This window comes from Bradyrhizobium sp. CSA112 (assembly GCF_029051645.1).
Lineage (GTDB): Bacteria > Pseudomonadota > Alphaproteobacteria > Rhizobiales > Xanthobacteraceae > Bradyrhizobium.
The window spans coordinates 1-24,085 of the sequence record NZ_JAACFS010000047.1 but is presented as its reverse complement, the minus strand read 5'-3'; the positions used below and the strand labels follow the sequence as shown (position 1 = coordinate 24,085).

Below are 24,085 nucleotides of genomic sequence, written 5' to 3'. Positions count from 1 at the left end.
GCGCTCGCAATGACGGTTCCGATCGAATATTATGCCGGCTGAATCTCACGCGCTTCGATTCAGCGTGCTTGCCTATAAGGAAAAACAACAAATGACCGTTCGCGCGGGCCGGGAATTTCTGGCCATCCCGGGGCCCACCACCATGCCCGACGAAGTGCTGCAGGCGATGCACCGCCCGGCGCTCGACATCTATTCCGACCAGATGGTGGAATTGACCGAAAGCCTGCTCGCCGATCTCTCCAAACTGTTCGCCACCAAGGGCCAATCCTACATCTACATCGCCAACGGCCATGGCGCATGGGAAGCGACGCTTTCCAACGTGCTGTCGCGCGGCGACAAGCTCCTGGTGTTGGAGAGCGGCCGCTTTGCGATCGGCTGGGGTCAGGCTGCGGCGGCCATGGGCGCCGAGGTCGAGGTGCTCAGGGGCGACTGGCGCCGCGCGATCCGTCCCGCCGAGGTCGAGGCGCGGCTGCGGCAGGACAAGGATCACAGCATCAAAGCGATCGTCGCGGTGCAGGTCGATACCGCCTCGGGCGCCTATAATGACATCGAAGCCATCGGCAAGGCGATCAAGTCCACGGGACATCCGGCGCTGTTCATGGTCGACACCGTGGCCTCGCTCGGCTGCATGCCGTTCGAGATGGACAAATGGGGCATCGATGTCGCGATGTCGGGCTCGCAAAAGGGCCTGATGACGCCGCCCGGCCTCGGCTTCGTCGCCGCCAACGAGCGCGCCCGCGAAGTGCACAAGAAAGCTGATCTGCGCACGCCCTATTGGGACTGGACCGAGCGCGAGGGAAGCGAGCACTACCGCAAATATGCCGGCACCGCACCGGTGCACTTGCTGTTCGCGCTGCGCAAGGCGATCGACATGCTGCACACGGAAGGGCTGGAGAACGCGCATCTGCGTCACCGCCTGCTCGGCGAGGCGGTGCGCCGCGCAGTGGCCGTCTGGTGCGAAGGCCAGGTGCTCGGCTTCAACATCGCGGAAGCCAATGAGCGCTCCAACACGGTGACGACCGTGACAATGAACGAATACGATCCCGCCGCGCTGCAGCGTTACTGCAAGGAAAAATGCGGCGTGGTGCTGGGCACCGGGATCGGCGACCTCTCGGGCCAGGCTTTTCGCATCGCCCATATGGGCCATGTGAATGCGCCGATGATTCTGGGCACGCTCGGCGTCGTCGAGGTCGGCCTCAATGCGCTCGGCATCCCTCACGGCAAGGGCGGAACCGAGGCCGCGATCGAATATCTCGGCGAGAACGTCGGGGCGTAAGAGCCTTTCGCCGGTCGTAGTGGTCGTCCCTGCGAAAGCAGGGACCCATACCGCGTGATCCATCGATGAAGCGCCGCGGCTGATACTTCGCGTTCGCCGGCTAGCGCTCTTCTCGGGGCGAAGCCGTCTCCCGCCGTGCCACTTCCGCAGGCCGCGGCGTATGGGTCCCTGCGTTCGCAGGGACGACAAAGCAGCGAGTCCATCGCGGCAGTGATGGGTATCGCTTCGCTCCACCCATCCTACCGACTATCGAAGCTAGTGGTCGTCCCTGCGTTCGCAGGGACGACCACTTGGAGACGGCGTCTCTCACAATGTGAAATCGTGGTGACGCGCCCGTGCGCAATTGCGCACGAGGCGAACGACATCGTTTCTAACTCAACTCCCTTTCCCAACCTGTTTTTGTCCGTATACTGGCATACCAAGCCGGGCGCTGATCCGTGCAAAGACAATAGTGGGAGTGAGGCGATTGGCGTCCGTTGATTTGCGCGGCCTGACCAAGCGATTTGGGGCGCTTGCCGTGGTCGATAACGTCTCGCTCAGGATCGATCATGGGCAACTGGTCTGCCTGCTGGGGCCGTCCGGCTGCGGCAAGACCACGACGCTGCGGCTGATCGCGGGTTTTCTGGAACCGTCCGACGGCGAAATCCATGTCGGGGAACGGCTGGTGTCGTCGACAGCGCGCACGCTGCCGCCCGAGCAGCGCAACATGTCGATGATCTTCCAGAGCTACGCGCTGTGGCCGCACATGACGGTGACAGAAAACATCGTCTACGGATTGCGCCTGCGCAAACTCGACCGCGACACCATCGCAAAGAAGCTCGCGGCGATCCTGGCCACCACCAAGCTCGAGGCGCTGGCGCAGCGTTATCCCGGCGAACTCTCCGGCGGGCAGCAGCAGCGCGTGGCGCTGGCGCGCGCGCTGATCGTCGAACCGCAGACGCTGCTGCTCGACGAGCCGCTCTCCAATCTCGACGCGAATTTGCGCGAGGAGATGCGGTTCGAAATCCGCAGGCTGCATGACCAATACCGCTACACCACTGTCTACGTCACCCACGACCAGTCCGAGGCCATGACCACGGCCGACCTTATCGCGGTCATGAACGGCGGGCGGATCGACCAGCTCGGCACCCCCGAGGACATCTACGCGCGGCCGGAATCCGAATTCGTCGCCCGCTTCATCGGCGCCAGCAATGTCATCAAGGGTACGGCGCGCGACGCCAGCCACATTTCCTTTGCGGGCGCGACGTTGAAGGTGGTCGGCGCGCCGCTCACCGCGGGCCAGGGCGCCGTGGTCGCGATCCGCCAGCACGATATTGGCCTGTCCACGCAGGCGCCGGCTTCATCAGAGAATGCGATCAAGGCCGTCGTCACGCGGCAGGTCTATCTCGGCGTCGCGCGCGACTACATGGTCGAGGTCGCCGACGGCACCAGTTTGCGCGCCACCACGCCGACCGAAACCAACGTGCAAAAAGGCAGCGAGGTCTGGCTGACGCTGCCGCCCGAGCGCTGCCGGGCACTGAGCCGATAGACAAGAACAAGCGGGAGGAAGCGATGAAAGGGCAAAAGCTTTCGCGGCGCGACATCCTGCAAGGCTCAGTGGCGCTGGCGGCCGGAACGGCGTTCCCTTCACCCGTTCGTGCCCAGGCGCCGGAGCCGGCCGCGATCACGCCGGCGCTGGTGGAGGCGGCAAAGAAGGAAGGCAAACTGATCTTCTACTCCTCGATGGACCTGCCGGTCGGCGAAAAGCTCGGCAAGGCGTTCGAGGCTGCCTTTCCGGGCGTAACCATCCAGATCGAACGCTCCGGTTCGGAGCGGCTGTTCCAGCGGATCGACCAGGAATTTGCCTCTGGCATTCGCGCCGCCGACATCGTCAACTCCTCGGACGCCTCGCACTTCATCGTCTGGAAGAAAAACGGCTGGCTGATGCCGTTCGTGCCCGAGGACGTCGCGAAACATTTTCCGGAAAACTATCGCGACCCCGACGGCATGTTTGCGACTTCGCGCGTCTGGCTGTCGTCGATCGCCTACAACACCGACCTCGTGAAGCCAGAGGATGCGCCGAAGAGCTTTGCCGACCTGCTCGATCCCAGATGGGCGGGCAAGATGGTGAAGGGGCACCCGGCCTATAGCGGAACCATCATGACCGCGACGTTCCAGATGGTGCGCGAGCTCGGCTGGGAATACATGGAAAAGCTCGCCAGGCAGCGTGTGATGCAGGTGCAGTCGTCGACCGACCCGCCGAAGAAGCTGTCGCTCGGCGAGCGCGCGGTGATGGCCGATGGCAACGAATACGGCATCGTACTCTTGAAGGAAGCCGGCCAGCCGGTCGAGCCGGTCTATCCTGTCGAGGGCACGCCGACGATTTCGGGGCCGACCGGCATCTTCAAGACCGCGCAGCATCCCAACGCCGCAAAACTGTTCCAGGCCTGGCTGCATACGCGCCAGACCCAGCAGTTCTTTTGCGATTTCACCGCGCAGCATTCCGTTCACCCGCAGGTGCAGTCGAAGCCTGGACGGCGGAAGATTTCCGACATCAAGCTGATGAAGGAGGACGCCGAGGGCGTCGAGAAAATGGCCGAAGAGATCAAGACGCGCTATGCGCGGCTGTTCAGGGTTTGAACTATCTCCTCATGGTGAGGAGGCGCGAAGCGCCGTCTCGAACCATGAGGCCCCGCTGGTGCCATTCATCCTTCGAGACGCCGCTGCGCGGCTCCTCAGGATGAGGGAAACATCTGACTCGTGGATCAAATGACTATCATCACCACCGATCCTCCCAAATCCGGCATCGACATCACCCGCCCCATCCTGTGGCTGTTCGCCGCCTTCATGATCGTGCTGATCGTGCTGCCGCTGTCGTGGCTGGTGGTTTTCGCGTTCACCGACAAGGCACGGTATCCGACGCTGCAGAATTTCGTCACGCTGTTTACCGACCCCGCTTTTCTGGATCCGCTGCTGACGACGGCGATCATCGCCACCACCTCGGCCGTGGTCTGCTGCATTGTCGCCGCACCGATCGGCTGGCTGGTGTCGCGCACCGACATGCCGGGGCGGCAGACCATCCGCGCGCTAGTGACGGCGTCCTTCGTCACCCCGCCGTTTCTCGGCGCGGTCGCCTGGGAATTGCTGGCGGCGCCGAACAGCGGCATGCTGAACCAGCTCTATCGCTATGTAACCGGCGCCGAAGACCCTCTGTTCGACATCTATTCGCTGACCGGGCTGATCTTCGTCATCTCCTGCTACACGTTTCCGTTCGTCTTCGTGCTGGTCGCCAACGCGCTCGACAACATGCCGGGCGAGCTGGAAGACGCCTCCGCCATCCTCGGCGGCAAGGCGTGGACGACAGCGCGCCGCGTCACGATTCCGCTCGCGCTGCCGGCGGTGGTCGCCGGCGCATTGATCGCGTTCCTGCAGGCGATGACGCTGTTCGGATCACCCGCAATATTGGCGCTGCCGGCGGGCTTCCACACCATGACGACAAAAATCTGGAGCCTGTTCCAGTATCCGCCGAAATTGGAATTGGCTGCAGCCGCCGCCGTGCCGCTGTTGCTGCTGACGATCCTGCTGCTGCAGGGCCAGAAATTCCTGCTCGGCCGCCGCGGCTTCTCCGTGGTCGGCGGCAAATATGGCGCGCCGCGCCCCGTGGAGATGAAGGGGTGGCGGTGGGCAGCGCTGGCATTCTGCCTCATCGTGCTGCTCAATCCGGTGTTCCTGCCCTATTTCGCGCTGCTCAACGCGGCGTTCTCTCCGAACGCGACCACGCTGGTGACGCCGTCGACGGCGACCCTGCGCAACATCGTGTTCGTGTTCACAGAATTATCGTCGACCCAGCTCGCGCTGAAGAACACGGTGATCCTGGGCGCATCGACGGCCACCGTCGGCACGCTCCTCGCGCTCGTGGTCGCCTATGTCACTACCCGCCGCGTGATCGCAAGCCATCGTATGCTCGGCTTTCTCGCCACCGCGCCGGTCGCCGTGCCCGGCATTGTGCTCGGCGTCGGGCTGTTCCTGAGCTATACGCGGCCGCCCTTCGTGCTCTACGGCACGCTCTGGATCCTGCTGCTGGCGTTCCTCACCATCAATCTTCCTTCGGCCTATCAGCAATTGCAGGCGGCGTTTGCGACCATTCACCCCGAACTGGAAGACGCCAGCCGCATCCTCGGCGCGACGCGGCTGCAAGCGCTGCGCCAGATCACCGCGCCGCTACTGCGCACCGGCGTGATCGCGACCTGGTGCTTCATCTTCATCGGCGTGATGCGGGAACTGTCCGCCGCGATCGTGCTGTTCACCTCGCAGACCAAGGTGCTGTCGGTCCTGATATACGACCTCAACGAAAGCGGCGACCTCGCCGCCATTTCAGTGCTCGGCATCGCCATGCTGGTGATTACGTTTGCGGTGGTGTTGGCGGTGAACCGGATCCCGGTGTTCGGCGGCGGTGCGGCGGCGCGGTTAAGGAATAGTTGATCGGCTCTATCGGCTCGTCGTCCCTGCGAACGCAGGGACCCATAACCACCGCTCAGCGTTTTGAGAGAATCCGTCTCCCCTTGTGCCACTTTCGCAGGCCGCGGCGTATGGGTCCCTGCGTTCGCAGGGACGACGGTTAGCGCATCTGGTAATCCGCCACATTCGCCCCGATATAAGGCGCACAATCATTGAGCCATACGAGGACCGCGTGACCCAAGCCGCCGCCAAAAAGCCTGCCCTGTCGCCGCCGATCGCGCCGCGCCGCCCGCATATTTTCACCACGCACGGCATTACGGTGACCGACGACTATGCGTGGCTGAAAGACGCCAGATGGCAGGAAGTGCTGCGCGATCCGTCCATCCTCGACCCGGACATCCGGAACTATCTGGAAGCGGAGAACGATTACACCGAGAGCCTGCTCGGCCACACCGCCGCGCTGCAGAAGAAACTGGTCGCGGAGATGCGCGGGCGGATCAAGGAAGATGATTCCAGCGTGCCGGCGCCGGACGGCCCGTTCGCCTATTTGCGAAAATTTCGCGAGGGCGGCCAGCATGAACAGTTCGGCCGTACGCCGCGCGATGGCGGCGACGTGCAGATCGTACTCGACGGCGACGCGCTGGCCGCAGACCACGAATACTTCAAGTTCGGCGGCGCGCGGCATTCGCCCGACCATAAGCTGCAGGCGTGGAGCGCCGACACCAAGGGCTCGGAGTATTTCTCGATCCGCGTGCGGGACTGGAGCACAGGTGCCGATCGCGACGACGTGGTCGATGAGACCGACGGCGGCATCGTCTGGAGCAAGGACTGCAACAGCTTCTTTTACGTCAAGCTCGACGACAACCACCGCCCGATGCAGGTATGGCGCCATCGGCTCGGCACCAAGCAGGCCGACGACACGCTGGTGTACGAGGAGAAGGATTCCGGCTGGTTCACGCATCTGCATGAGAGCTCTTCCGGCCGCTTCTGCGTTATCGCCGGCGGAGATCACGAGACCTCGGAGCAAAGGCTGATCGACCTTGGTCATCCCGAGGCACCGCCACGGCTTGTCGCGGCGCGCGAGGAAGGCGTACAATATTCGATCGCCGACCGCGGCGATGAACTGTTCATTCTCACCAATGCAGACGGCGCCATCGACTTCAAGGTCGTCACCACGCCTCTGGCAGCGCCCGAGCGCGCCAACTGGCGCGATCTCATTCCTTATCGGGAAGGCGTCTATGTCCTCGATGTCGAGCTCTATGCCGGCCACATGGTGCGGCTGGAGCGCGCCAACGCGCTGCCGGCGATCATCATCCGCGACCTCAAGACAGCCGAGGAGCACGCCATCGCCTTCGACGAGGCCGCCTACTCGCTCGACACCATGGGCGGGTACGAGTTCGAGACCACGAACCTGCGGTTCTCCTATTCGTCGATGACGACGCCGGCCGAAGTCTACGACTACGACATGGCGACGCGAGAGCGGGTGCTGCGCAAGCGGCAGGAGATCCCGTCCGGTCACAACCCGGCCGACTACGTCACCACGCGCATCATGGCGACGTCGCATGACGGCGCGCAGGTGCCGGTCTCGATCCTGCACCGCAAGGACCTGGTGCGCGACGGCCGTGCGCCGCTGTTGCTCTACGGCTACGGCTCCTACGGCATGGCGATGCCGGCGTCCTTTGCCGCCAACCGGCTGTCGCTGGTCGACCGCGGTTTTGTATATGCGATCGCGCATATCCGCGGCGGCGCAGATAAAGGCTGGGGCTGGTATCTCGATGGCAAGCGCGAGAAGAAGACGAACTCGTTCGATGATTTCGCGGCGGCCGGGCGCGCACTGATCGAGGCGAAGTACACCAGCGCAAAACGCATCGTCGGTCATGGCGGCAGCGCCGGCGGCATGCTGATGGGAGCTAGCGCCAACCGATCAGGCGAACTGTTCGCCGGCATCGTCGCGGAAGTGCCGTTTGTCGACGTGCTGAATACGATGCTTGACGACACGCTGCCGCTGACGCCGCCGGAGTGGCCGGAATGGGGCAACCCGATCGAGAGCGAAAAGGATTTCCGCACCATCCTGTCTTACTCGCCCTACGACAATCTCGCGGCGAAGGATTACCCGGCGATCCTCGCCATGGGCGGGCTGACCGATCCGCGCGTCACCTATTGGGAGCCGGCGAAATGGATCGCGCGGCTGCGCGCAACGATGTCGGGCGGCGGCCCGGTGCTGCTGCGCACCAACATGGGCGCCGGCCACGGCGGTGCGTCCGGGCGGTTCAACCGGCTGGACGAGGTTGCGATCGCCTATGCGTTCGCGCTGTGGGCGGTGGGGCTGGCGGAGAAGGGGGAGGTTTGACAAGCAACGCTCCCGCCGAGCTGTCGTCCCCGCGAACGCGGGGACCCATACCGCGGAATCTATCTGCGTTGCTCGATGGTCGTCGATCTTCGTAACAACACAGCCCTGTGGTTATGGGTCCCGGGTCGCGCTTCGCTTGCCCGGGACGACGGCGGAGATGGAGCGTTGATTACCGCCCGTTCTTCTTCCGCCACTCGGCGAAATCGGTCAGCGTTTGCGGGTCCGTCGCCGGATAGAGTCCCAAAATGCTGCGGCCGCCGCGGACCTGCTCGGTGACGAAATCCTCGAACGCGGTCATCTCGACCGCCTCATCGGCGATCTCGTCGGCGAGGTGCGCGGGGATCACGATGACGCCGTCGGCATCGCCGAGGATGACATCGCCGGGAAATACCGGCGCGTCGCCGCAGCCGATCGGGACGTTGATCTCGATGGCCTGATGCAGTGTCAGGTTGGTCGGCGCGCTCGGGCGATGGTGATAGGCGGGGAAGCCGAGGCTGGCGATCTCGGCTGAATCGCGAAAACCGCCGTCGGTGATGACGCCGGCGCAGCCGCGCTGCATCAGCCGCGTTACCAGGATGGCGCCGGCCGACGCCGCTCGTGCATCCTTGCGGCTGTCCATGACCAGCACCGCGCCGGGCGGACAATCCTCGATCGCCTTGCGCTGCGGATGGCTACGGTCGCGGAACACGTCGATCTTGTTGAGGTCCTCGCGCGCCGGCATGTAGCGCAGCGTGAAGGCCTCGCCAACCAGCACCGGCTGATCGGGACCGAGCGGATGCACGTCCTGGATCATCTGGATGCGAAAGCCGCGCTTGAACAGCGCGGTGGCAACGGTGGCGGTGGAAACCGTCTTCAGCTTGGTGCGGGTGGCGTCGCTCAGTTTTGTCATCTTTTTCTATCCGGTTATCCGTCATTCCGGGATGGTGCGTCAGTACCAGACCCGGGATTCCGGGTTCGATGCTAACGCATCGCCCCGGAATGACGGTGGTTGTTACTCACACCGCCCCATGCGCCTCCACATAGAGCGCGTAGACCGAATGACAGCTCGTCATGTAGAGGCGGTTGTTCTTCGGGCCGCCGAAGGTGAGGTTGGCGCAGCGTTCCGGCAGGCGGATGTGGGCGAGCGGCTTGCCGGCAGGGTTGAACACCATCACGCCGTCGAGATCTTCCGGCTTGCCCTTGAGCTGGAACACCCTGCGGCCGCCGACCTCGGTCGGCTCGGGCTGCAGCGCGCCGTTGGAGCCCCAGCCGCACCACAGATTGCCGTCGCGGTCGACGCGGAAACCGTCGAGTGCGCCTTGATCCGCAGCGTCGATCAGCTTGGTCTTGCCGCCCAACGTGCCGTCGGCGCTGACGTCAAAGCTCCAGATGCTGCGGTTCGGCGTGCCCTTCCATTCCACGACATACAGCTTCTTCTCGTCGGGCGAGAAGGCGAGCCCGTTCGGATTGACGATATCGGTGATGACGGCGGTGAGCTTGCCGTCCTTGGTCAGGCGATAGACGTTGGTGGTGGCCTGCTCGGGTTTTTCCTTCTTGCCTTCCCACTCGCCATTGATGCCGAACAGCGGATCGGTGAACCAGATCGTGTCGTCGGACTTCACCACGATGTCGTTCGGCGCATTCAATCGCTTGCCCTCGAACTTGTCGGCGAGCACCGTGATCTTGCCGTCCTTCTCAGTACGCGTGACGCGGCGGCTGACCGAATGCTCGCAGGTGACAAGCCGGCCCTGGCGGTCGCGCGCGTTACCGTTGGCATAGTTGGCGTTGGCGCGGAAGACGCTGGTCTGGTTCGTCTTCTCGTCGAACTTCATGATGCGGTTATTGGGAATGTCTGAAAACAGGAGATAGCCGCCCTCGGGGAAATACGCCGGCCCTTCGGCCCAGCGCATGCCGGTCGCGACCTGCTCCACCGTTGACGAGTAGATCCGGTATTTCGCAAAGCTCGGATCGAGGATCTGCACTGCCGGGTCGGGATAGCGCTGGTTCGGCGCGAACGGAAACGATTGCGCGCCGGCGGTGCGCGCGAGAAGCGTCGTGGCGGCAGCGGCGCCTGCGCCTGCGAGCAGGTTGCGTCGGGTGATGTTCATTGGTCGTCCTCCCCCTGTGATGCTTTTTGTTTTGGTGTCGGCGCTCTTGTCGGTTTGGGTCCGTCATTCCGGGATGGTCCGAAGGACCAGACCCGGACTCTCGAGGTTCTCAGGTGCGCAATTGCGCACCGTAGTTCGCTTCGCGCCCCGGAACGACGGTGATCAATAAATCGGCGGCTCCTCCACCGGCGCCCCAAACCCTGTCTCCAGAAAATCGAAATCGCAGCCTTCATTGGCCTGCTTGATGTGGCGGGTGAACATCCAGCCATAGCCGCGCTCGTAACGCGGCTCCGTCGCCTTCCATTCGGCGCGGCGCTTGGCGAGCTCTGCCTCCGGCACTTCGACGTTGATGCTGCGGGCGTTGACATCGAGCGTGATCTTGTCGCCGTTGCGCACCAGCGCCAGTGGACCGCCGATATAGGATTCCGGCGAGACATGCAGGATGCAGGCGCCGTAGCTGGTGCCGCTCATGCGCGCATCCGACAGCCGCACCATGTCGCGCACGCCCTGCTTCACGAGCTTGGTGGGGATCGGCAGCATGCCCCATTCCGGCATACCGGGGCCGCCCTGCGGCCCGGCATTGCGCAGGATCAGAACATGATCGGCGGTAACGTCCAGATCGGGATCGTCGATTGCCTTCTTCATCGAGGGGTAATCGTCGAACACCAGCGCCGGCCCGGTGTGCTTGAGGAAACGCGGCTCGCAGGCGCTGGGCTTGATCACGCATCCGTCGGGCGCGAGGTTGCCCTTGAGCACGGCCAGCGCGCCCTCGGCGTAGATCGGGTCCTTCACCGTGCGGATGACGTCGTTATTGTAGACCTCGGCGCGGGCGATGTTGTCGCCAAGCGTCTGGCCGGTGACGGTCATGACATCGAGATGCAGATGCTCCCTGATGCGGCTCATCAGGCCCGGCAGGCCGCCGGCATAGAAGAAATCCTCCATCAGATATTTGTCGCCGCTCGGCCGCACATTGGCGATCACGGGAACCTTGCGGCTGGCCTTCTCAAAATCGTCGAGCCCGATGTCCTGGCCGGCGCGGCGGGCCTGCGCGATCAAATGAATGATGGCGTTGGTCGAGCAACCCATCGCCATCGCCACCGTGATCGCGTTCTCGAAGGCTTTGCGGGTCTGGATCTTGTCCGGCGTCAGATCTTCCCACACCATTTCGACAATGCGCCGGCCGCACTCGGAAGCCATACGGATATGGCCGGCGTCGGCGGCAGGAATCGAGGACGCGCCCGGCAGCGTCATGCCGATCGATTCCGCGATCGCCGTCATGGTCGAAGCAGTGCCCATGGTCATGCAGGTGCCGTAGCTGCGGGCGATGCCGGCCTCGACGTCGACCCAGTCCTTGTCGGAGATTTTTCCGGCGCGCCGCTCGTCCCAGTACTTCCAGGCGTCGGAGCCCGAGCCAAGCGTCTTGCCCTTCCAGTTGCCGCGCAGCATCGGCCCGGCCGGAAGATAGATCGTCGGCAGGTTCATGCTGGTGGCGCCTAGCAACAGGCCCGGCGTGGTCTTGTCGCAACCGCCCATCAGCACCACGCCGTCGACGGGATGGCCGCGCAACAGTTCCTCGGCGTCCATCGCCAGCATGTTGCGATAGAGCATGGTGGTCGGCTTCAGAAACGATTCCGACAGCGACAGCGCCGGCAGCTCCATCGGAAAGCCGCCCGCCATCAGGATGCCGCGCTTGACGTCGTCGACGCGGCTCTTGAAGTGCATGTGGCAGGGCTGCGCATCCGACCAGGTGTTGAGGATCGCGATGACGGGCCGGCCCTTCCACTCCTCCGGCGCGTAGCCCATCTGCATCGCGCGCGAACGATGGCCGAAGGCGCGCAGGTCGTCGGGCGCGAACCAGCGCGCGCTGCGGAGGTCGGCGGGGTTCTTCTTGCTGCTCATGACTGAGTGCCCCATTTTTGAACGGTGTTGCGTTCGATCGTGCGGAAAATCAGGTTCTCCACGATCAGGCCAATCACGATCACCGTCAACAGGCCGGCAAACACCGCAGGGATGTCCAGGAGGTTGCGGTTCTCGAAGATGAACCAGCCGAGGCCGCCCTGCCCCGACGAAACGCCGAACACCAGCTCGGCGGCGATCAGCGTGCGCCAAGCGAACGCCCAACCGATCTTAAGTCCGGTCAGGATCGAGCCAAACGCCGCTGGGATGAGAATGCGGGCAACATACGGCAGGCCGCGCAGGCCGTAATTGCGGCCGACCATTCGCAGCGTGTTGGACACGCTCTTGAAGCCGGAATGGGTGTTGAGCGCGACCGGCCACAGCACCGAATGGATCAGCACGAACACCAGACTGCCATTGCCGAGACCAAACCAGATCAGCGCCAACGGCAGCAGTGCGATCGCCGGCAGCGGATTGAACATCGCCGTGATGGTCTCGAGGAAGTCCGTGCCGATCCGGGTCGAGATCGCGAGAATAGTGAAGATCGCCGCCAGCGCGATGCCGGCGGCGTAGCCCATGAACAGCACCTTCAACGACGCCCAGGCGCGCAAGGGGATGGTACCGTCGCGCACCTTGTCGAACATCGTGAGAATAGTGTCGTGGAAGGTCGGGAACAGCAGGGGATTGTCGAGAACGGTGCCGTAGGCCTCCCAGGCGGCCGCAAGGAACAGGATGATCACGGCCTTGCGAACGAAGCCGTCATTCCACAGCAGCTCCGGCACCGTCAGCTTGCGCTCGACTTCCGCCGGTACCGCCGCCGTCAGATCGGCGGCATCGCGCAGCAGGAATTTTGCTTCGCCCATCGCGCGCTCCTTCAGTGTGCCGTGGCGGCGTCGGCGAACAGCAGATCATGGATCTGCTTCTCCAGCCGCGCGGCGCTGCCGTCCTCGCCGGAGACCCTGTCGACATCGGCCACCTCGGCCTTGACGCGGCCGGGATGCGGCGACAGCAGCAGGATGCGATTGCCGATCTTGATCGCTTCGGCGATCGAATGGGTGACGAACAGGACGGTGAATTTGGTCTCGGCCCAGAGCTGCAGCAGTTCGTCCTGGCAGGTGCGCCGCGTCAGCGCGTCGAGTGCTGCGAAGGGCTCGTCCATCAGGAGGATGTCGGGCTCCATCGCCATGCCGCGCGCGATCGCGACGCGCTGCTTCATGCCACCGGACAGCGTGTGCGGATAGGCATCGACGACGCGGGTGAGGCTGACTTTTTCGATATAGGCCCGCGCCCTTGCCTCGGCTTCCTTGCGCGGCAGCTTCCGCGTCATCAGCAGCGGAAACATCACGTTTTCCAGCACCGTCTTCCACGGCAACAATTGGTCGAACTCCTGAAAGATCATCATCCGGTCGGCGCCGGGCTCCGATATTTCGCGGCCGCTAATGCGCATCTTGCCTTCGCTCGGCTTCATGTAGCCGCCGACCGCTTTCAACAGCGTCGACTTGCCGCAACCGGAGGGGCCGAGCAACACGAAACGATCGGAACGATCGACCGTGAAGCTGACCCGCTCGGTCGCGGTCACCACCGCGCTCGAAGTCTTGTAGCGCAGCGTTACGTCACTGACATCGAGAAGCGCGGTCATGTTCTTCAATTGCCCTTCAGGTCGTGCGCGACCGGCAGATAGTAGTCGGTGAAGGCCTTGGGCATGGTCTTCAGCGTGCCGACCTTGAACAGATGCGCAGCGAACTTCATGGTGCCCTGCGGCTGCAGGTTCCATTCCATCATGCCGGGCTCCTTGAGCCACGCCAGCAGATCGTCGACGCTGGTCTTGTCGCCGGTGATCTCCTTGTAGATCTCGACCGCGGCCTTGGTGTCGCTGCGGATCAGGTCCTGCGCCTCCTTGGTGGCGGCGCGCACGGCCTGCACGATCTTCGGATTGCCGTCTGCGAACTTCGTCGTGGTGAAGAACTGCGCCTGGCTGAGCGGGCCGCCCATCACGTCCGGCGACGACAGCACCACATGCGCGCCGGGGACGTTCTTCAGCTCGAGGAACGTGAACGGCGGGATCGCGAAGTGATTGCGCACCTCATGCTGCGCATTGGTCATCGCCACATAAGCGTCGGGATGGCCGAGCTGCACGGTGTTGGGATCGAGCTTCGACCATTGGTCGGCGCCGAAGGCTTCGGCGGCCGCGATCTGCAGCACGATCGCCTGCGTCGAGACCTTGACGGTGGGCACCGCGACCTTGTCGTTCGGGCCGAAATCCTTGATCGACTTGATATTCGGATCACGGCTGATCAGCGTCATCGGCTGCGCCGAGGTGGCGACGATGCCCTTGACGCCGCCGCGAGTGCGATCCCACAGCAGCAGCAGATTGCCGGTCCCGGTGTTGAGAATGTCGACGCTGCCGGCCAGCAGCGCGTCGGTTTGCGCGCCGCCGCCGCTCAAGTTGATCCATTTGGTGGTGACGCCTGGCACGCCGAGGCTGGCTGCGTGCTTCTCGATCAGCTTGTGCTTCTCCATGATGTGCGAGGGCATGTAGAAAATGCCCGGCTGCCGCGACAGCGTAATCTCGGCTTTTTGTTGGGCCGCGGCCTGCGAGCCCGGCAGCAACATGGTGACGGCCAGTGCCGCGATGGCGCCTGCGCAGGCGCGCCACATCCCGTTTTTCATCGTGCATCTCCTCCGGCATCTGATTGACGCTCTGAGGGAGATGCACTAATGTATTAGTGCATCTGAGGCAAGCGCCTTCTGAAAAACCGGCCGGCTCGTTCGATGGCTCCACTGCAAACCGCCCCCCGCCGCGCGGCCCTCCGTTCCGCCGACAGGCTCGATCGCGACCGTCAGGCCGCGCCGCAGGTGTTCGAGCGACTCCGCGGCATGATCATTTCGCTGGAGCTGCCGCCGGGATCGCCACTGTCGCGCGCCGCATTGGCCGGACAATTCGGGGTCAGCTCGACGCCAATTCGCGATGCGCTGATGCGGCTCGAAGAGGAAGGGCTGGTCGACGTCTTTCCGCAATATGCCACCGTGGTCAGCCGGGTGGATGTGCGGCTGGCGCAGCAGGCGCATTTCCTGCGGCAGGCGGTCGAACTTGAAATCGTGCGCATGCTGGCGCTACGCCATGACGAAGCCCTTGCCGTCGAACTCAATGCAACAATCATCCGCCAGCAGCAGTTCGCAAAGGCTGGTGACTTCGAGAAGTTCATGGCCGCCGACAACGAGTTCCATGCCCAGCTCTATGCCGCCACCGACAAACAGGACATCTGGTCGCTGGTGCGCAGCCGCAGCGGACATATCGACCGGCTGCGCCGGCTGCATCTGCCCTCCCCCGGCAAGGCGCAGGATATCGTGCGGCATCACAAGCTCATTGCGAAAGCCATCGACGCCGGCGAACCCGAAGCGGCGCAAAAACATCTGCGCACCCATCTGTCTGGAACACTGAGCGAACTCGCCCAGATTCGGGCGCGTTATCCGGAATATCTCAGCAACTGATCGTATAACGGCGTTTTGTACCGGCCTTTTGACGGTCCAAGCGGAACGTTCCTGCCCGCGAAGCAGTTGCGGCAACAAGAGGCTTCGGCAAAACTCGTAACCTGCCGTTGACCTGATTCCAGAGAGCTTTTTACGTTGGCAAAAATACTGGTCGTGGATGACGATGCGGCGGTCCAGATGACCGTCCGCCTGTTGCTGGAGCGCGCCGGCCATAGCGTGGTCACCGCCGATAACGGGCAAAACGGCCTGGCATTGTGCCAGTCCGGAGATTTCGACCTGTTGTTCCTCGACATCTTCATGCCGGGAATGGATGGATTCGAAACCATGCGGATGGTGCGCCTGCAGCGGCCGCATATTCCGATCGTCGTGATCTCCGGCCGGCCGATCTCGTCCGAGGCAGACTCGGCCCCTGACTTCCTGACGATGGCGACCAAGCTCGGAGCGGTCTCCAGTCTGCAGAAACCGTTCCGGCCCGCCGAACTTCTGGCAGCCGTTACGGGCTGCCTGGAAGCCGCCGGGCGCGGCTCGCCATCGCGCGGCGGTGTTGCTTCCTCCCCGTAATGCGCCGTAGCATAGGGCCTGCCCGGCAGTTCGCCGGGACGGAGCGGAGGGCGAGCGAACCCATGTCGCTCACAACCAGGCTTGCCATCGCGATGATTGCGTTGGTCGCGATCGCAGTTTCTGCGGTCGGATGGCTGAACTATCGCAACCTGGAACAGGCGCTCCTGCTGCGGGCGCGTGACCGCATCGAGACTCATTCGCGGCAGATCGCGATTGATCTCGAATATTACGCGGCCAGCGCGACCGGCGATGTCGCGAGCTTTCGTTCCGCAGCGGCGCTGTACGGATTGATCCGCGCCCGCAGATCGGGAGGCATAGATCCGGTCGATGGCGTCTCAGAAAAGACCTGGCGCGACCGGCTCGCATCGCGCTTCGCGGCCGAACTCGAAGCCAAGCCCGCCTATGCGATGCTTCGGATCATAGGCCTTGATGATGATGGCCGTGAGCTTGTCCGCGTCGATCGCGCGGGACCGAGCGAGGCAGTTCGGATCGTACCAGAAGAGGGATTGCTGAAGAGAAACAATCGCAGCTACTTCCCGGAAACGATCCGGCTAGGCCCCGGACAAATCTACGTCTCGCCGCTCGATCTGGGTCGCCGAAACGGACTGATCGAGGAGGTGCACAGGCCGACGCTTCGTATCGCGACGCCGATATTCGCAGACGACGGCAAGCTGTTCGGCATTTTCATGATCAATGTTGACATGCGGCGCGCGTTCGACCGTGTCCGGTCATCGGTGTTGCCTGGCGAGACCATATACGTCGTTAACAAGCGCGGCGACTATCTTATTCACCCAGATCGGTCGCGCGAGTTCGGCTGGCTGCTCGGCAAGCCGAACAACTGGAAAGCCGACTTCCCGCATCTGGCCTCGCAGGCCGGGGCAACGCAAAACAGCGCGGATATCGTGCCGGATCAAGCCGCACGGCCGGGGGGAATAGCGCTGGCGCCCGCCGTTCTGGCGGGCGTCGAATGGGTTGGCGTCATCGAAACCGCGCCCAACGCGGTCATCATGGCGCCGGCCGCGAGCATCAGAAATACTTCCCTTCTCGTTGGCGGGATCGCCGTGTTGTGCGCGGCGGTGCTGGCCCTGCTGATCGCGAGGTCGCTGACCCGCCCGATTGTGCAGTTAACCGAAGCCGTGCAGGGGGTGGCTAGTAACAAGAAGATCGCCATTCCGGTCGACGCACGCGGCGAGACCGGCGTACTCGCACGCGCGTTTGCGCAGGCAATAGGCGAAGTGAATGCAAAGACCGCCGCCCTCGAACGGGAGGTCCAGGAGCATCGTCGCACCGTGGCGGCGCGCGACCATCATGCCGAGCGCGAGCGGCTGTTCAGCGCAGCGGTCGAATCCTCCAATGACGCCATCATCACGGCGTCGCTTGATGGCACGATCACCGGCTGGAATTCGGCTGCGGAGCGGCTGTATGGATACACGGCTGCGGAAGCCGCGGGCAAGAACATCACCATCCTCGTTCCCGTGGACCGGCTGCCGGAGGTGCAGGACACGTTGCGCCGGATCGGCTGGGGCGAACGCATCGAGCAAAATGAAACCGTCCGTCAGCGAAAGAATGGCAGCCGCATCGAGGTTTCGCTGAGCATTTCCCCGATCAAGGCGCCCACGGGAGCGATCATCGGTATCTCGAAGGTGGTGCGCGACATCACCGAAGCCAACAAAACCAGACAGGTGGTGCTGCAACAAACCGAGGAGCTTCGCCGCATCTTCGAGACCTCGCAGGATCTGATCATGGTGATGGATTCGCGGGGATTTCTGGTTCAGATCAGCCCGAGCTGCGAGGCCATCCTGGGCTACCGGCCGGAGGAGATGATCGGTCGCAGCGGCGAGGACTTCATTCATCCCGACCATCTGGAGAATTCCCGCCGGGAAATGCGCTCGGCGCGGCGCGGCGCGCGTCCGAGAATTTCCGACACGCGCTGCATGCACAAGGACGGGCGGGCCGTGTGGCTGTCCTGGCTGGGAACATGGTCAGAGCCGGCCAGGCGCTTCTTCTTCGTCGGCCGCGATATGACCGAGAGCCGGCTGGCACAGGAGACGTTGCGCGAGAGCGAGCAGCTCGCCCGCGGCATTATCGATACGGCACTTGACGCCTTCGTCCAGGTCGACGAGCAGGGCTTCATCCGGGACTGGAATGCGCAGGCCGAAAATATCTTCGGCTGGCCGCGGGATGAAGTGCTCGGGAAGAATGTGTTCGAATTGATGGGCAAGCCTGACGGACAAGGACCTCTCAAGAAAGCCCTGCAATCCTTCTTGCTCTCCGGCAACGAGGTGGTCCGTCAGCCCCGCCGTGAACTCCAGGTCAGGCGGCGGGATGGCAAGGAGATCACGGTCGAGCTGAGCATCGCCGCGCTGAGGACGCGCGGTGGCTTCCTGTTCAACGGATTCGTCCGCGATCTCACCGACAGGATCGCGGCCGAGGACCGGATCCGGCAGGCGGAGAAGATGGAGGCGATGGGACAGCTCACCGGCGGCATCGCGCACGACTTCAACAATATCCTGACGGTGATCACGGGAACGATCGAAATCCTGGCCGATGCCGTCAAGGGCGAACCGCAGCTCGCCGCCATCACGCGAATGATCGACGAGGCGGCGTCGCGCGGCGCCGATCTCACCCAGCAACTGCTCGCCTTCGCGCGCAAGCAGCCGCTCGAGCCAAAGGTAACCGACGTCAACACGCTGATTATCGACACCGCGAAGCTGCTGCAGCGGACGCTCGGCGAGCATGTCGAGATCGAATCGGTGTTCGAAGACGAGACCTGTCCGGCGATCGTCGATCCCAATCAGCTCGCCACCGCGATCCTCAATCTGGCCCTCAACGCCCGCGACGCCATGCCTGATGGCGGCAAGCTCGTCATCGAGACCGGCTTCGTCGTGCTCGACGACAATTATGCGAGGCTGCACAGCGACGTCCGGCCCGGCCGCTACGCCATGATCGCCGTGAGCGACACCGGGACCGGTATCCCGGCTGCGATGCTCGACAACGTATTCAATCCGTTCTTCACCTCGAAGGGCCCCGGCAAGGGCACCGGCCTTGGGCTGAGCATGGTCTACGGCTTTATCAAGCAATCGGCCGGCCACATCATGATCTACAGCGAGGAGGGCCACGGTACGACGATCAAGATGTACCTGCCGCCGGCCACGAGCGCGTTGCCGGCGGTCGATCCGGCACTGCCGGCGACCGTCCAGGGTGGTCACGAAACAATTCTGGTGGTGGAGGACGACAAGCTGGTGCGCGACTACGTGCTGACGCAACTGCATTCACTCGGTTACATCACGCTGGACGCGGCGAACGCGATCGAAGCTCTCGCGCTCGTCCATACCAGCCATCCGTTCGACCTGCTGTTCACCGACGTGATCATGCCCGGCATGAACGGCCGCCAGCTCGCCGACGAGATGTTGAAGGTCAGGCCCGGGCTAAGGGTGCTGTTCACATCAGGCTATACCGAGAATGCCATCATTCATCACGGCCGGCTCGACGAAGGCGTATTGCTGCTCGCCAAGCCCTATCGAAAATCGGATATGGCGATCATGATCCGCAAGGCGCTCGCCGATTGACGCCGCGGCAGCGCGTCTAGCCCTGCTCCGTCAGAAGCCCCTCATGGTGAGGAGCGCCAACGGGTCCGCGCGTAGCGCGGCCCGATGACAGGCTCCCCGGCGTCTCCGGACGATGCTTCGCATCGCCGGGCGAACCATGAGGCCACAGACGGGCCTGCATCCTTCGAGACCCGGCGAAGACGCCGCTCCTCGGGATGAGGATTTGAACGGTTGTGACGCAATACTAGCTGACGCAGGCTTGCGCCGGATCAGGCCTCAGAACCTACAATCAGACTTGGCCCTGACGCTGGGTAGTCATCACGATCCGGACCAGATCGGCGGCATTCCGCGCGCCAAGCTTCTTCATGATATTGGCGCGATGATCCTCGATCGTGCGCGGGCTTATCCCGAGATGCCGCCCTGCTTCCTTGTTGGAAGCGCCGGCGGTGAACTGCTCCAGCACCTCGCGTTCGCGCCGTGTAAGCGGTTCACGTCCCGGAAAATGCAGGGCCGCAATGCGCGACTGCGCGTTTTGCGCCTGCCGGCGAGCATAAGCCTCGATCGCCTCATCAAGTCTTGCCACGATTTCGCTGCCGCGAAACGGCTTTTCGATGAAGTCCAGCGCGCCGCTCTTGATGGCGCTGACCGCCATAGCGATATCGCCCTGTCCTGAGATCATGAAGATCGGCGCAGGGTAATCCTCACCATGAAGTTCTTTCAGAATATCGAGACCGGACTTTCCGGGGATATGCACATCGAGCAGGATGCAGGCTGGCGTGCGCGTTCGTGCGACTGCCAGCAGAGCGGCACCGTCGGCGAAGCAGATGACCTGGTAGCCACCTGCCGTCAGGACCATCGAAAGCGTGTCGCGAACGGCAGGGTCGTCATCGACTACGAAAATCTCCCCGCGGGAGGGGGCCTTTTCAGCCATGTTCCATCGTCCATGCGTGGTTGAATGGGACGCACACTCGGATAACGGTATTCAACTGCATACCGGACCGTATTTGTACGGGACCATGGCTTAGCGCACAAGTAGCAACGCACGCCTAAAAAAGTAACTAAGGAGCGCACTCATGCAGGATGCAGCAGGCGACGGCGTCGCACAGGCGCCGCACGACCGGAATGACGCATATCGCGCCGTGGTTTCGGACCTCGTCCGCCTGGTCGAGCACATCCAGAAGAGCCTGCGGCTGATTGAACAGACGATGGCCGGGGAAACGCCGCTCGGCAGCCCCGAAAGTTCCACCAACGTCATCGTGCTTGACCACGTGTCTTCCCGCGACATGAAGACCGCCGCCGCGTTGCAGGCCTGCGACGAATAACCGCCTGCTGCTATGGAACGATTCGCTACGTCAAAATATACAGGCTGGTGCTTGAGCGCCTGTGCGTCGGAACCGGCAAAATCACCCGCGCCAGCGCGTTTAGTCTGACAGGGCTCGCTGCCTCAGTGCATCGCCTCCTCGGCCTTTGACGAGGCGCCCGGCCGCTTTTTGCCGTGCTTGCCTCTCAGGAAGCGAATGTCCATTTCCGTGCCGTTGACGCGAACGAGTTCGCATCGGCGATAGGCGAGGCCGGTCGACGACAGCAGCAGGAAGAACTCCTTGAGATTGAGGCCTTGAATGGAGCCCTCCACGGTCAGCTCGGCGTCGGTGTCCGAGATCGCGTTGAGCTGGCAGTCCCTGCGCCAGGTGCCGTCGATCGCCATGATGCAGACGTCATAGCCCCGGCTGAATGTGACTCTTTCCGCGCCCTTGCCGTCCTCTGTCATCGCTCACCGTCCTGCCATCGCCGCGATTTTCGGCATCGACATTGCGGCCTGCGGAGATGCTGCACGCGCGCCGTTCGGCCGATAGAGACCGCGCCTGTCCGGGAACGGCTTGAACACATCAGTCAGGCCGACAACCGTTTCCGCCGCGCCCAGCACCAGGAAGCCGTCGCCTTCCATCGCCTTGGCAAGCCGGCCGAAGATATTGATCTTGGTGTCCTGATCGAAATAGATCAGGACGTTACGGCAGAAGATGATATCGAAGACGCCGAGCTGGGAGAAATCGTGCAGCAGGTTCAGTTGCCGGTGCTGAACCATGGCGCGGAGCTCCGGGTTGATCTGCCAGAGCTCGCCGTTCTGCTTGAAATATTTGACGAGCAACTGAATCGGAAGGCCGCGCTGGACCTCGAACTGGCTGTAGATGCCGGACTTCGATTTCTCAAGCACTTCCGTCGACAGGTCCGTCGCGATGATTTCGACCCGCCATCCGGCCAGCACCGCGTCCATTTCCTTCAGGGACATGGCAAGCGAATACGGTTCCTGGCCGGTTGAGCCGGCAGCGCACCAGATCCTGATGCTCCTGCGGCCGGCGCGCGCCTTCAGCATCTCCGGCATGATCGTATCGCGGAAGTGCTCGAACGGCACCTTGTCGCGGAAGAAGAAGGTCTCGTTGGTGGTCATGGCTTCGACCACCTGGGCGATGATCAAGGACGATCCGCCCCTCATTTTCTGCACGAGCTCGCCGATACCCGACACGCCGCATTTGCGCGACAGCGGAAGCAGGCGACTTTCGATCAGGTATTGCTTGTCTGCGGAAAGGTCGAGACCGGAATGATCCTTCAGGAGCTTACGCAGATACTCATAGTCGGTCGGGTTCACGGGCGGCCTCTCAAGGACAAGCGGATAAGATTTAGATCGAGCTCTGTTCCGGGAGCGCGACCAGACCAACTTCCTGGAATTTTGCCGCAACGATGTCCTTGTCGAACGGCTTCATGATGTATTCGTTGGCGCCGGCATGCAGCGCGCGCGAGATATGATCCATGCCGTTCTCGGTGGTGCAGAACACGACCTTGGGTACGTCGCCGCCGGGCAGGCGGCGCAGGTTGCCGAGGAATTCGTATCCGTCCATGACCGGCATGTTCCAGTCGAGCAGAACCGCCTCAGGCATGGCGCGCTTGCAGACTTCAAGCGCCTGCTCGCCGTCCTCGGCCTCGGTAATCTGGAAGTCCATTTCCTCCAGAATGCGGCGCGCGATCTTTCGCACGATGCTGGAATCATCGACGACAAGACAGGTTTTCATTTTTGCTTCCTTGCTTGACGAGCGGCGCTATGCTGCGAGGGTTGTTTTCGGCACGATTTCGAGAACGCGATCGACGTCGAGGACGACCATGAGCTGGCCGTCGAGACGGTGAACGCCGCCGGCGAGCTTGGCCATGCGGGGGTCGAGGTTGACGGGGTTTTCCTCGCGGCCGTTATCGTGGAGTTTCAAGACCTCGCCGATCTGGTCGATCAGGAAGCCGTAGGACTCGCCGCGCAAATCGACGCCGACCGCCATCGCCGGCTTGCCGTCGTCGTTCTTCGGCAGGCCCAGCCGGGCGCGCATGTCGACCACGGTGACGATGCGGCCGCGCAAGTTCAGCACGCCGGCGATCTCGGCGGACGATAGCGGCACCCGCGTCAGCCGTTCCGGCATGAACACGTCCTGCACCCGGGAGATCGGCAGGCCGAACAATTGCCCGCCGATCACGGCGGTGACGTATTCGGCCACAGTGCCCTCGATGGTCTCGGTCTTGGTTGTCATCTGCTTTGTTCCTTAGGCCGCGTTCCTGACGTCGGCGGTCTGTTCCTTCAGCGCCGCGATCAGGCCGGGACGGTCGAACTTGGCGACGTAATCGTGGAAGCCGGCCTGCCGCCCGCGCTCGATCGCCGCCGGCGACACCAGCGAGGACAACGCGATGATCGGAAGCTGGCTCAGGTTATGGTCGGAGCGGATGGTTTCGGCAAACTCGAAGCCGTTCATGTCGGGCATCTCGATGTCGGTCAGCACGACGTCGAAGGTGTAGCCCGAGCGCAGCGCGCTAAGCCCCTCCTGCGCGTTGACGGCGACCCGCACCTTGTAGCCGGCGGCCTTCAAGACCGGCGCCAGCATGTTGCGGAAGAACGCACTGTCGTCGACCAGCAGCACCGATTGCGCGGTCGAGGAGGCCCGCATCTCCTTGCGCGAGAACCAGTCGGCAAACGCCATGGGTAAGAAGTGGCCGACGTCGATCACCTCGGTGGCCTGGCCCTTGATCACGGCGGAACCCAGAATGCCCTCCTGCTGGCCGGCGACCTCGATGTGCAGCCGCTCCTCGACGATGTCGATGATCTCGTCGACCACGAGCCCCATCGAGCGGCCGTCGTCGGCGAACACCAGGATCGGCTGCGAGCCAGAGCTCTGCACGGTGACCCCGTTCATCTGCACCAGCGGCATCAACTGCTCGCGGTACTGCACCATGTAGCGGCCGTTGGAGAGCTCGATCTTGTCGGTGGCGATCTCCTCCAGCCGGGTGACGAGGCCGAGCGGCACCGCCTTGGGCTGCGAGGAGCCGGCGCGGAACACCAAGAGCGAGGTGAGCTGTTCGCCGCCGAGCGCATGCGCCGCCGAGGCCTCGTCGGCCATCTCATGGGCCG

Annotated in this window: 21 protein-coding genes; 9 read left to right on the top strand and 12 right to left on the bottom strand. The window is 63.3% G+C overall.

The features are described 5' to 3' along the window. Positions 1-91: 91 nt before the first annotated feature. The 5 genes from GWE18_RS38180 (at position 92) to GWE18_RS38160 (ending at position 8,063) form a co-directional block, all read left to right on the top strand. Complete coding sequence (locus GWE18_RS38180) at positions 92-1,276, top strand: aminotransferase class V-fold PLP-dependent enzyme (protein ID WP_275190734.1); 1,185 nt, start codon at positions 92-94, stop codon at positions 1,274-1,276. Between the two features lie 466 nt (positions 1,277-1,742). After that, positions 1,743-2,804, top strand: coding sequence for an ABC transporter ATP-binding protein (locus GWE18_RS38175; RefSeq protein ID WP_275190733.1), 1,062 nt, complete (start codon positions 1,743-1,745; stop codon positions 2,802-2,804). A gap of 23 nt (positions 2,805-2,827) precedes the next feature. Continuing rightward, positions 2,828-3,895, top strand: a complete 1,068-nt coding sequence (locus GWE18_RS38170; protein WP_275190732.1) for an extracellular solute-binding protein — start codon at positions 2,828-2,830, stop codon at positions 3,893-3,895. 129 nt (positions 3,896-4,024) lie between these two features. Then, positions 4,025-5,737, top strand: coding sequence for an iron ABC transporter permease (locus tag GWE18_RS38165; RefSeq protein ID WP_275190731.1), 1,713 nt, complete (start codon positions 4,025-4,027; stop codon positions 5,735-5,737). 208 nt (positions 5,738-5,945) lie between these two features. Further along, the gene (locus tag GWE18_RS38160) at positions 5,946-8,063 is read left to right on the top strand and encodes a S9 family peptidase (RefSeq protein WP_275190730.1); all 2,118 of its coding nucleotides are present in this window, start codon (positions 5,946-5,948) and stop codon (positions 8,061-8,063) included. A 169-nt stretch (positions 8,064-8,232) separates the two neighbouring features. Here the strand turns inward: GWE18_RS38160 and GWE18_RS38155 are convergent, their stop codons facing one another. The 6 genes from GWE18_RS38155 to GWE18_RS38130 form a co-directional block, all read right to left on the bottom strand. After that, a complete protein-coding gene (locus tag GWE18_RS38155; protein ID WP_275190729.1) occupies positions 8,233-8,952 on the bottom strand; it encodes a ribonuclease activity regulator RraA in 720 nt (239 codons plus the stop codon). A 106-nt stretch (positions 8,953-9,058) separates the two neighbouring features. Next, positions 9,059-10,150 (bottom strand): SMP-30/gluconolactonase/LRE family protein, encoded by a 1,092-nt coding sequence (locus GWE18_RS38150; RefSeq protein ID WP_275190728.1) that lies wholly within the window; start codon positions 10,148-10,150, stop codon positions 9,059-9,061. A 162-nt stretch (positions 10,151-10,312) separates the two neighbouring features. Continuing rightward, on the bottom strand, positions 10,313-12,049 hold the full coding sequence (araD, locus tag GWE18_RS38145; protein WP_275190727.1) for an L-arabinonate dehydratase: 1,737 nt from the start codon (positions 12,047-12,049) through the stop codon (positions 10,313-10,315). Then, the gene (locus GWE18_RS38140; protein ID WP_275190726.1) at positions 12,046-12,909 is read right to left on the bottom strand and encodes an ABC transporter permease; all 864 of its coding nucleotides are present in this window, start codon (positions 12,907-12,909) and stop codon (positions 12,046-12,048) included. The genes araD and GWE18_RS38140 overlap by 4 nt, the downstream gene beginning before the upstream one ends. Positions 12,910-12,920: 11 nt before the next feature. After that, the gene (locus GWE18_RS38135; RefSeq protein WP_275190754.1) at positions 12,921-13,685 is read right to left on the bottom strand and encodes an ABC transporter ATP-binding protein; all 765 of its coding nucleotides are present in this window, start codon (positions 13,683-13,685) and stop codon (positions 12,921-12,923) included. A gap of 5 nt (positions 13,686-13,690) precedes the next feature. Beyond that, complete coding sequence (locus GWE18_RS38130; RefSeq protein ID WP_275190753.1) at positions 13,691-14,659, bottom strand: ABC transporter substrate-binding protein; 969 nt, start codon at positions 14,657-14,659, stop codon at positions 13,691-13,693. A gap of 159 nt (positions 14,660-14,818) precedes the next feature. Here GWE18_RS38130 and GWE18_RS38125 point away from each other — a divergent pair, with 159 nt between their 5' ends. The 3 genes from GWE18_RS38125 (at position 14,819) to GWE18_RS38115 (ending at position 19,668) form a co-directional block, all read left to right on the top strand. Further along, on the top strand, positions 14,819-15,538 hold the full coding sequence (locus GWE18_RS38125; RefSeq protein ID WP_275190725.1) for a GntR family transcriptional regulator: 720 nt from the start codon (positions 14,819-14,821) through the stop codon (positions 15,536-15,538). 135 nt (positions 15,539-15,673) lie between these two features. Further along, entirely contained in the window at positions 15,674-16,099 is a 426-nt protein-coding gene (locus GWE18_RS38120) for a response regulator (RefSeq protein WP_275190724.1), read from the top strand. Positions 16,100-16,161: 62 nt separating this feature from the next. Next, positions 16,162-19,668 (top strand): PAS domain S-box protein, encoded by a 3,507-nt coding sequence (locus tag GWE18_RS38115; protein WP_275190723.1) that lies wholly within the window; start codon positions 16,162-16,164, stop codon positions 19,666-19,668. A gap of 268 nt (positions 19,669-19,936) precedes the next feature. On the opposite strand, the gene GWE18_RS38110 is transcribed toward GWE18_RS38115, so the two are convergent. Continuing rightward, positions 19,937-20,578 carry a response regulator gene (locus GWE18_RS38110; RefSeq protein WP_275190722.1) on the bottom strand — a complete coding sequence of 214 codons (642 nt, stop codon included), beginning with the start codon at positions 20,576-20,578 and terminating at the stop codon, positions 19,937-19,939. A gap of 142 nt (positions 20,579-20,720) precedes the next feature. Between GWE18_RS38110 and GWE18_RS38105 the strand changes: the two genes are divergently transcribed. After that, positions 20,721-20,969 carry a hypothetical protein gene (locus GWE18_RS38105; protein WP_275190721.1) on the top strand — a complete coding sequence of 83 codons (249 nt, stop codon included), beginning with the start codon at positions 20,721-20,723 and terminating at the stop codon, positions 20,967-20,969. A 122-nt stretch (positions 20,970-21,091) separates the two neighbouring features. On the opposite strand, the gene GWE18_RS38100 is transcribed toward GWE18_RS38105, so the two are convergent. From GWE18_RS38100 to GWE18_RS38080, 5 genes are all read right to left on the bottom strand, one after another. Beyond that, the gene (locus tag GWE18_RS38100; RefSeq protein ID WP_275190720.1) at positions 21,092-21,415 is read right to left on the bottom strand and encodes a PilZ domain-containing protein; all 324 of its coding nucleotides are present in this window, start codon (positions 21,413-21,415) and stop codon (positions 21,092-21,094) included. A 3-nt stretch (positions 21,416-21,418) separates the two neighbouring features. After that, complete coding sequence (locus GWE18_RS38095) at positions 21,419-22,291, bottom strand: protein-glutamate O-methyltransferase CheR (protein ID WP_275190719.1); 873 nt, start codon at positions 22,289-22,291, stop codon at positions 21,419-21,421. A gap of 31 nt (positions 22,292-22,322) precedes the next feature. Beyond that, a complete protein-coding gene (locus GWE18_RS38090) occupies positions 22,323-22,712 on the bottom strand; it encodes a response regulator (protein ID WP_275190718.1) in 390 nt (129 codons plus the stop codon). 27 nt (positions 22,713-22,739) lie between these two features. Beyond that, positions 22,740-23,213 carry a chemotaxis protein CheW gene (locus tag GWE18_RS38085; protein WP_275190717.1) on the bottom strand — a complete coding sequence of 158 codons (474 nt, stop codon included), beginning with the start codon at positions 23,211-23,213 and terminating at the stop codon, positions 22,740-22,742. Between the two features lie 12 nt (positions 23,214-23,225). Further along, the coding region (locus GWE18_RS38080) for a response regulator (protein WP_275190716.1) at positions 23,226-24,085 on the bottom strand (860 nt) is incomplete at its 5' end.

Bases quoted from the DNA above. Each gene is read 5' to 3' on its own strand.
- GWE18_RS38180 (WP_275190734.1), top strand. From the start codon at position 92: ATGACCGTTCGCGCGGGCCGGGAATTTCTGGCCATCCCGGGGCCCACC.
- GWE18_RS38170 (WP_275190732.1), top strand. From the start codon at position 2,828: ATGAAAGGGCAAAAGCTTTCGCGGCGCGACATCCTGCAAGGCTCAGTG.
- GWE18_RS38165 (WP_275190731.1), top strand. From the start codon at position 4,025: ATGACTATCATCACCACCGATCCTCCCAAATCCGGCATCGACATCACC.
- GWE18_RS38155 (WP_275190729.1), bottom strand. From the start codon at position 8,952: ATGACAAAACTGAGCGACGCCACCCGCACCAAGCTGAAGACGGTTTCC.
- GWE18_RS38150 (WP_275190728.1), bottom strand. From the start codon at position 10,150: ATGAACATCACCCGACGCAACCTGCTCGCAGGCGCAGGCGCCGCTGCC.
- araD (WP_275190727.1), bottom strand. From the start codon at position 12,049: ATGAGCAGCAAGAAGAACCCCGCCGACCTCCGCAGCGCGCGCTGGTTC.
- GWE18_RS38140 (WP_275190726.1), bottom strand. From the start codon at position 12,909: ATGGGCGAAGCAAAATTCCTGCTGCGCGATGCCGCCGATCTGACGGCG.
- GWE18_RS38135 (WP_275190754.1), bottom strand. From the start codon at position 13,685: ATGACCGCGCTTCTCGATGTCAGTGACGTAACGCTGCGCTACAAGACT.
- GWE18_RS38130 (WP_275190753.1), bottom strand. From the start codon at position 14,659: ATGTTGCTGCCGGGCTCGCAGGCCGCGGCCCAACAAAAAGCCGAGATT.
- GWE18_RS38125 (WP_275190725.1), top strand. From the start codon at position 14,819: ATGGCTCCACTGCAAACCGCCCCCCGCCGCGCGGCCCTCCGTTCCGCC.
- GWE18_RS38115 (WP_275190723.1), top strand. From the start codon at position 16,162: ATGTCGCTCACAACCAGGCTTGCCATCGCGATGATTGCGTTGGTCGCG.
- GWE18_RS38110 (WP_275190722.1), bottom strand. From the start codon at position 20,578: ATGGCTGAAAAGGCCCCCTCCCGCGGGGAGATTTTCGTAGTCGATGAC.
- GWE18_RS38105 (WP_275190721.1), top strand. From the start codon at position 20,721: ATGCAGGATGCAGCAGGCGACGGCGTCGCACAGGCGCCGCACGACCGG.
- GWE18_RS38100 (WP_275190720.1), bottom strand. From the start codon at position 21,415: ATGACAGAGGACGGCAAGGGCGCGGAAAGAGTCACATTCAGCCGGGGC.
- GWE18_RS38090 (WP_275190718.1), bottom strand. From the start codon at position 22,712: ATGAAAACCTGTCTTGTCGTCGATGATTCCAGCATCGTGCGAAAGATC.
- GWE18_RS38085 (WP_275190717.1), bottom strand. From the start codon at position 23,213: ATGACAACCAAGACCGAGACCATCGAGGGCACTGTGGCCGAATACGTC.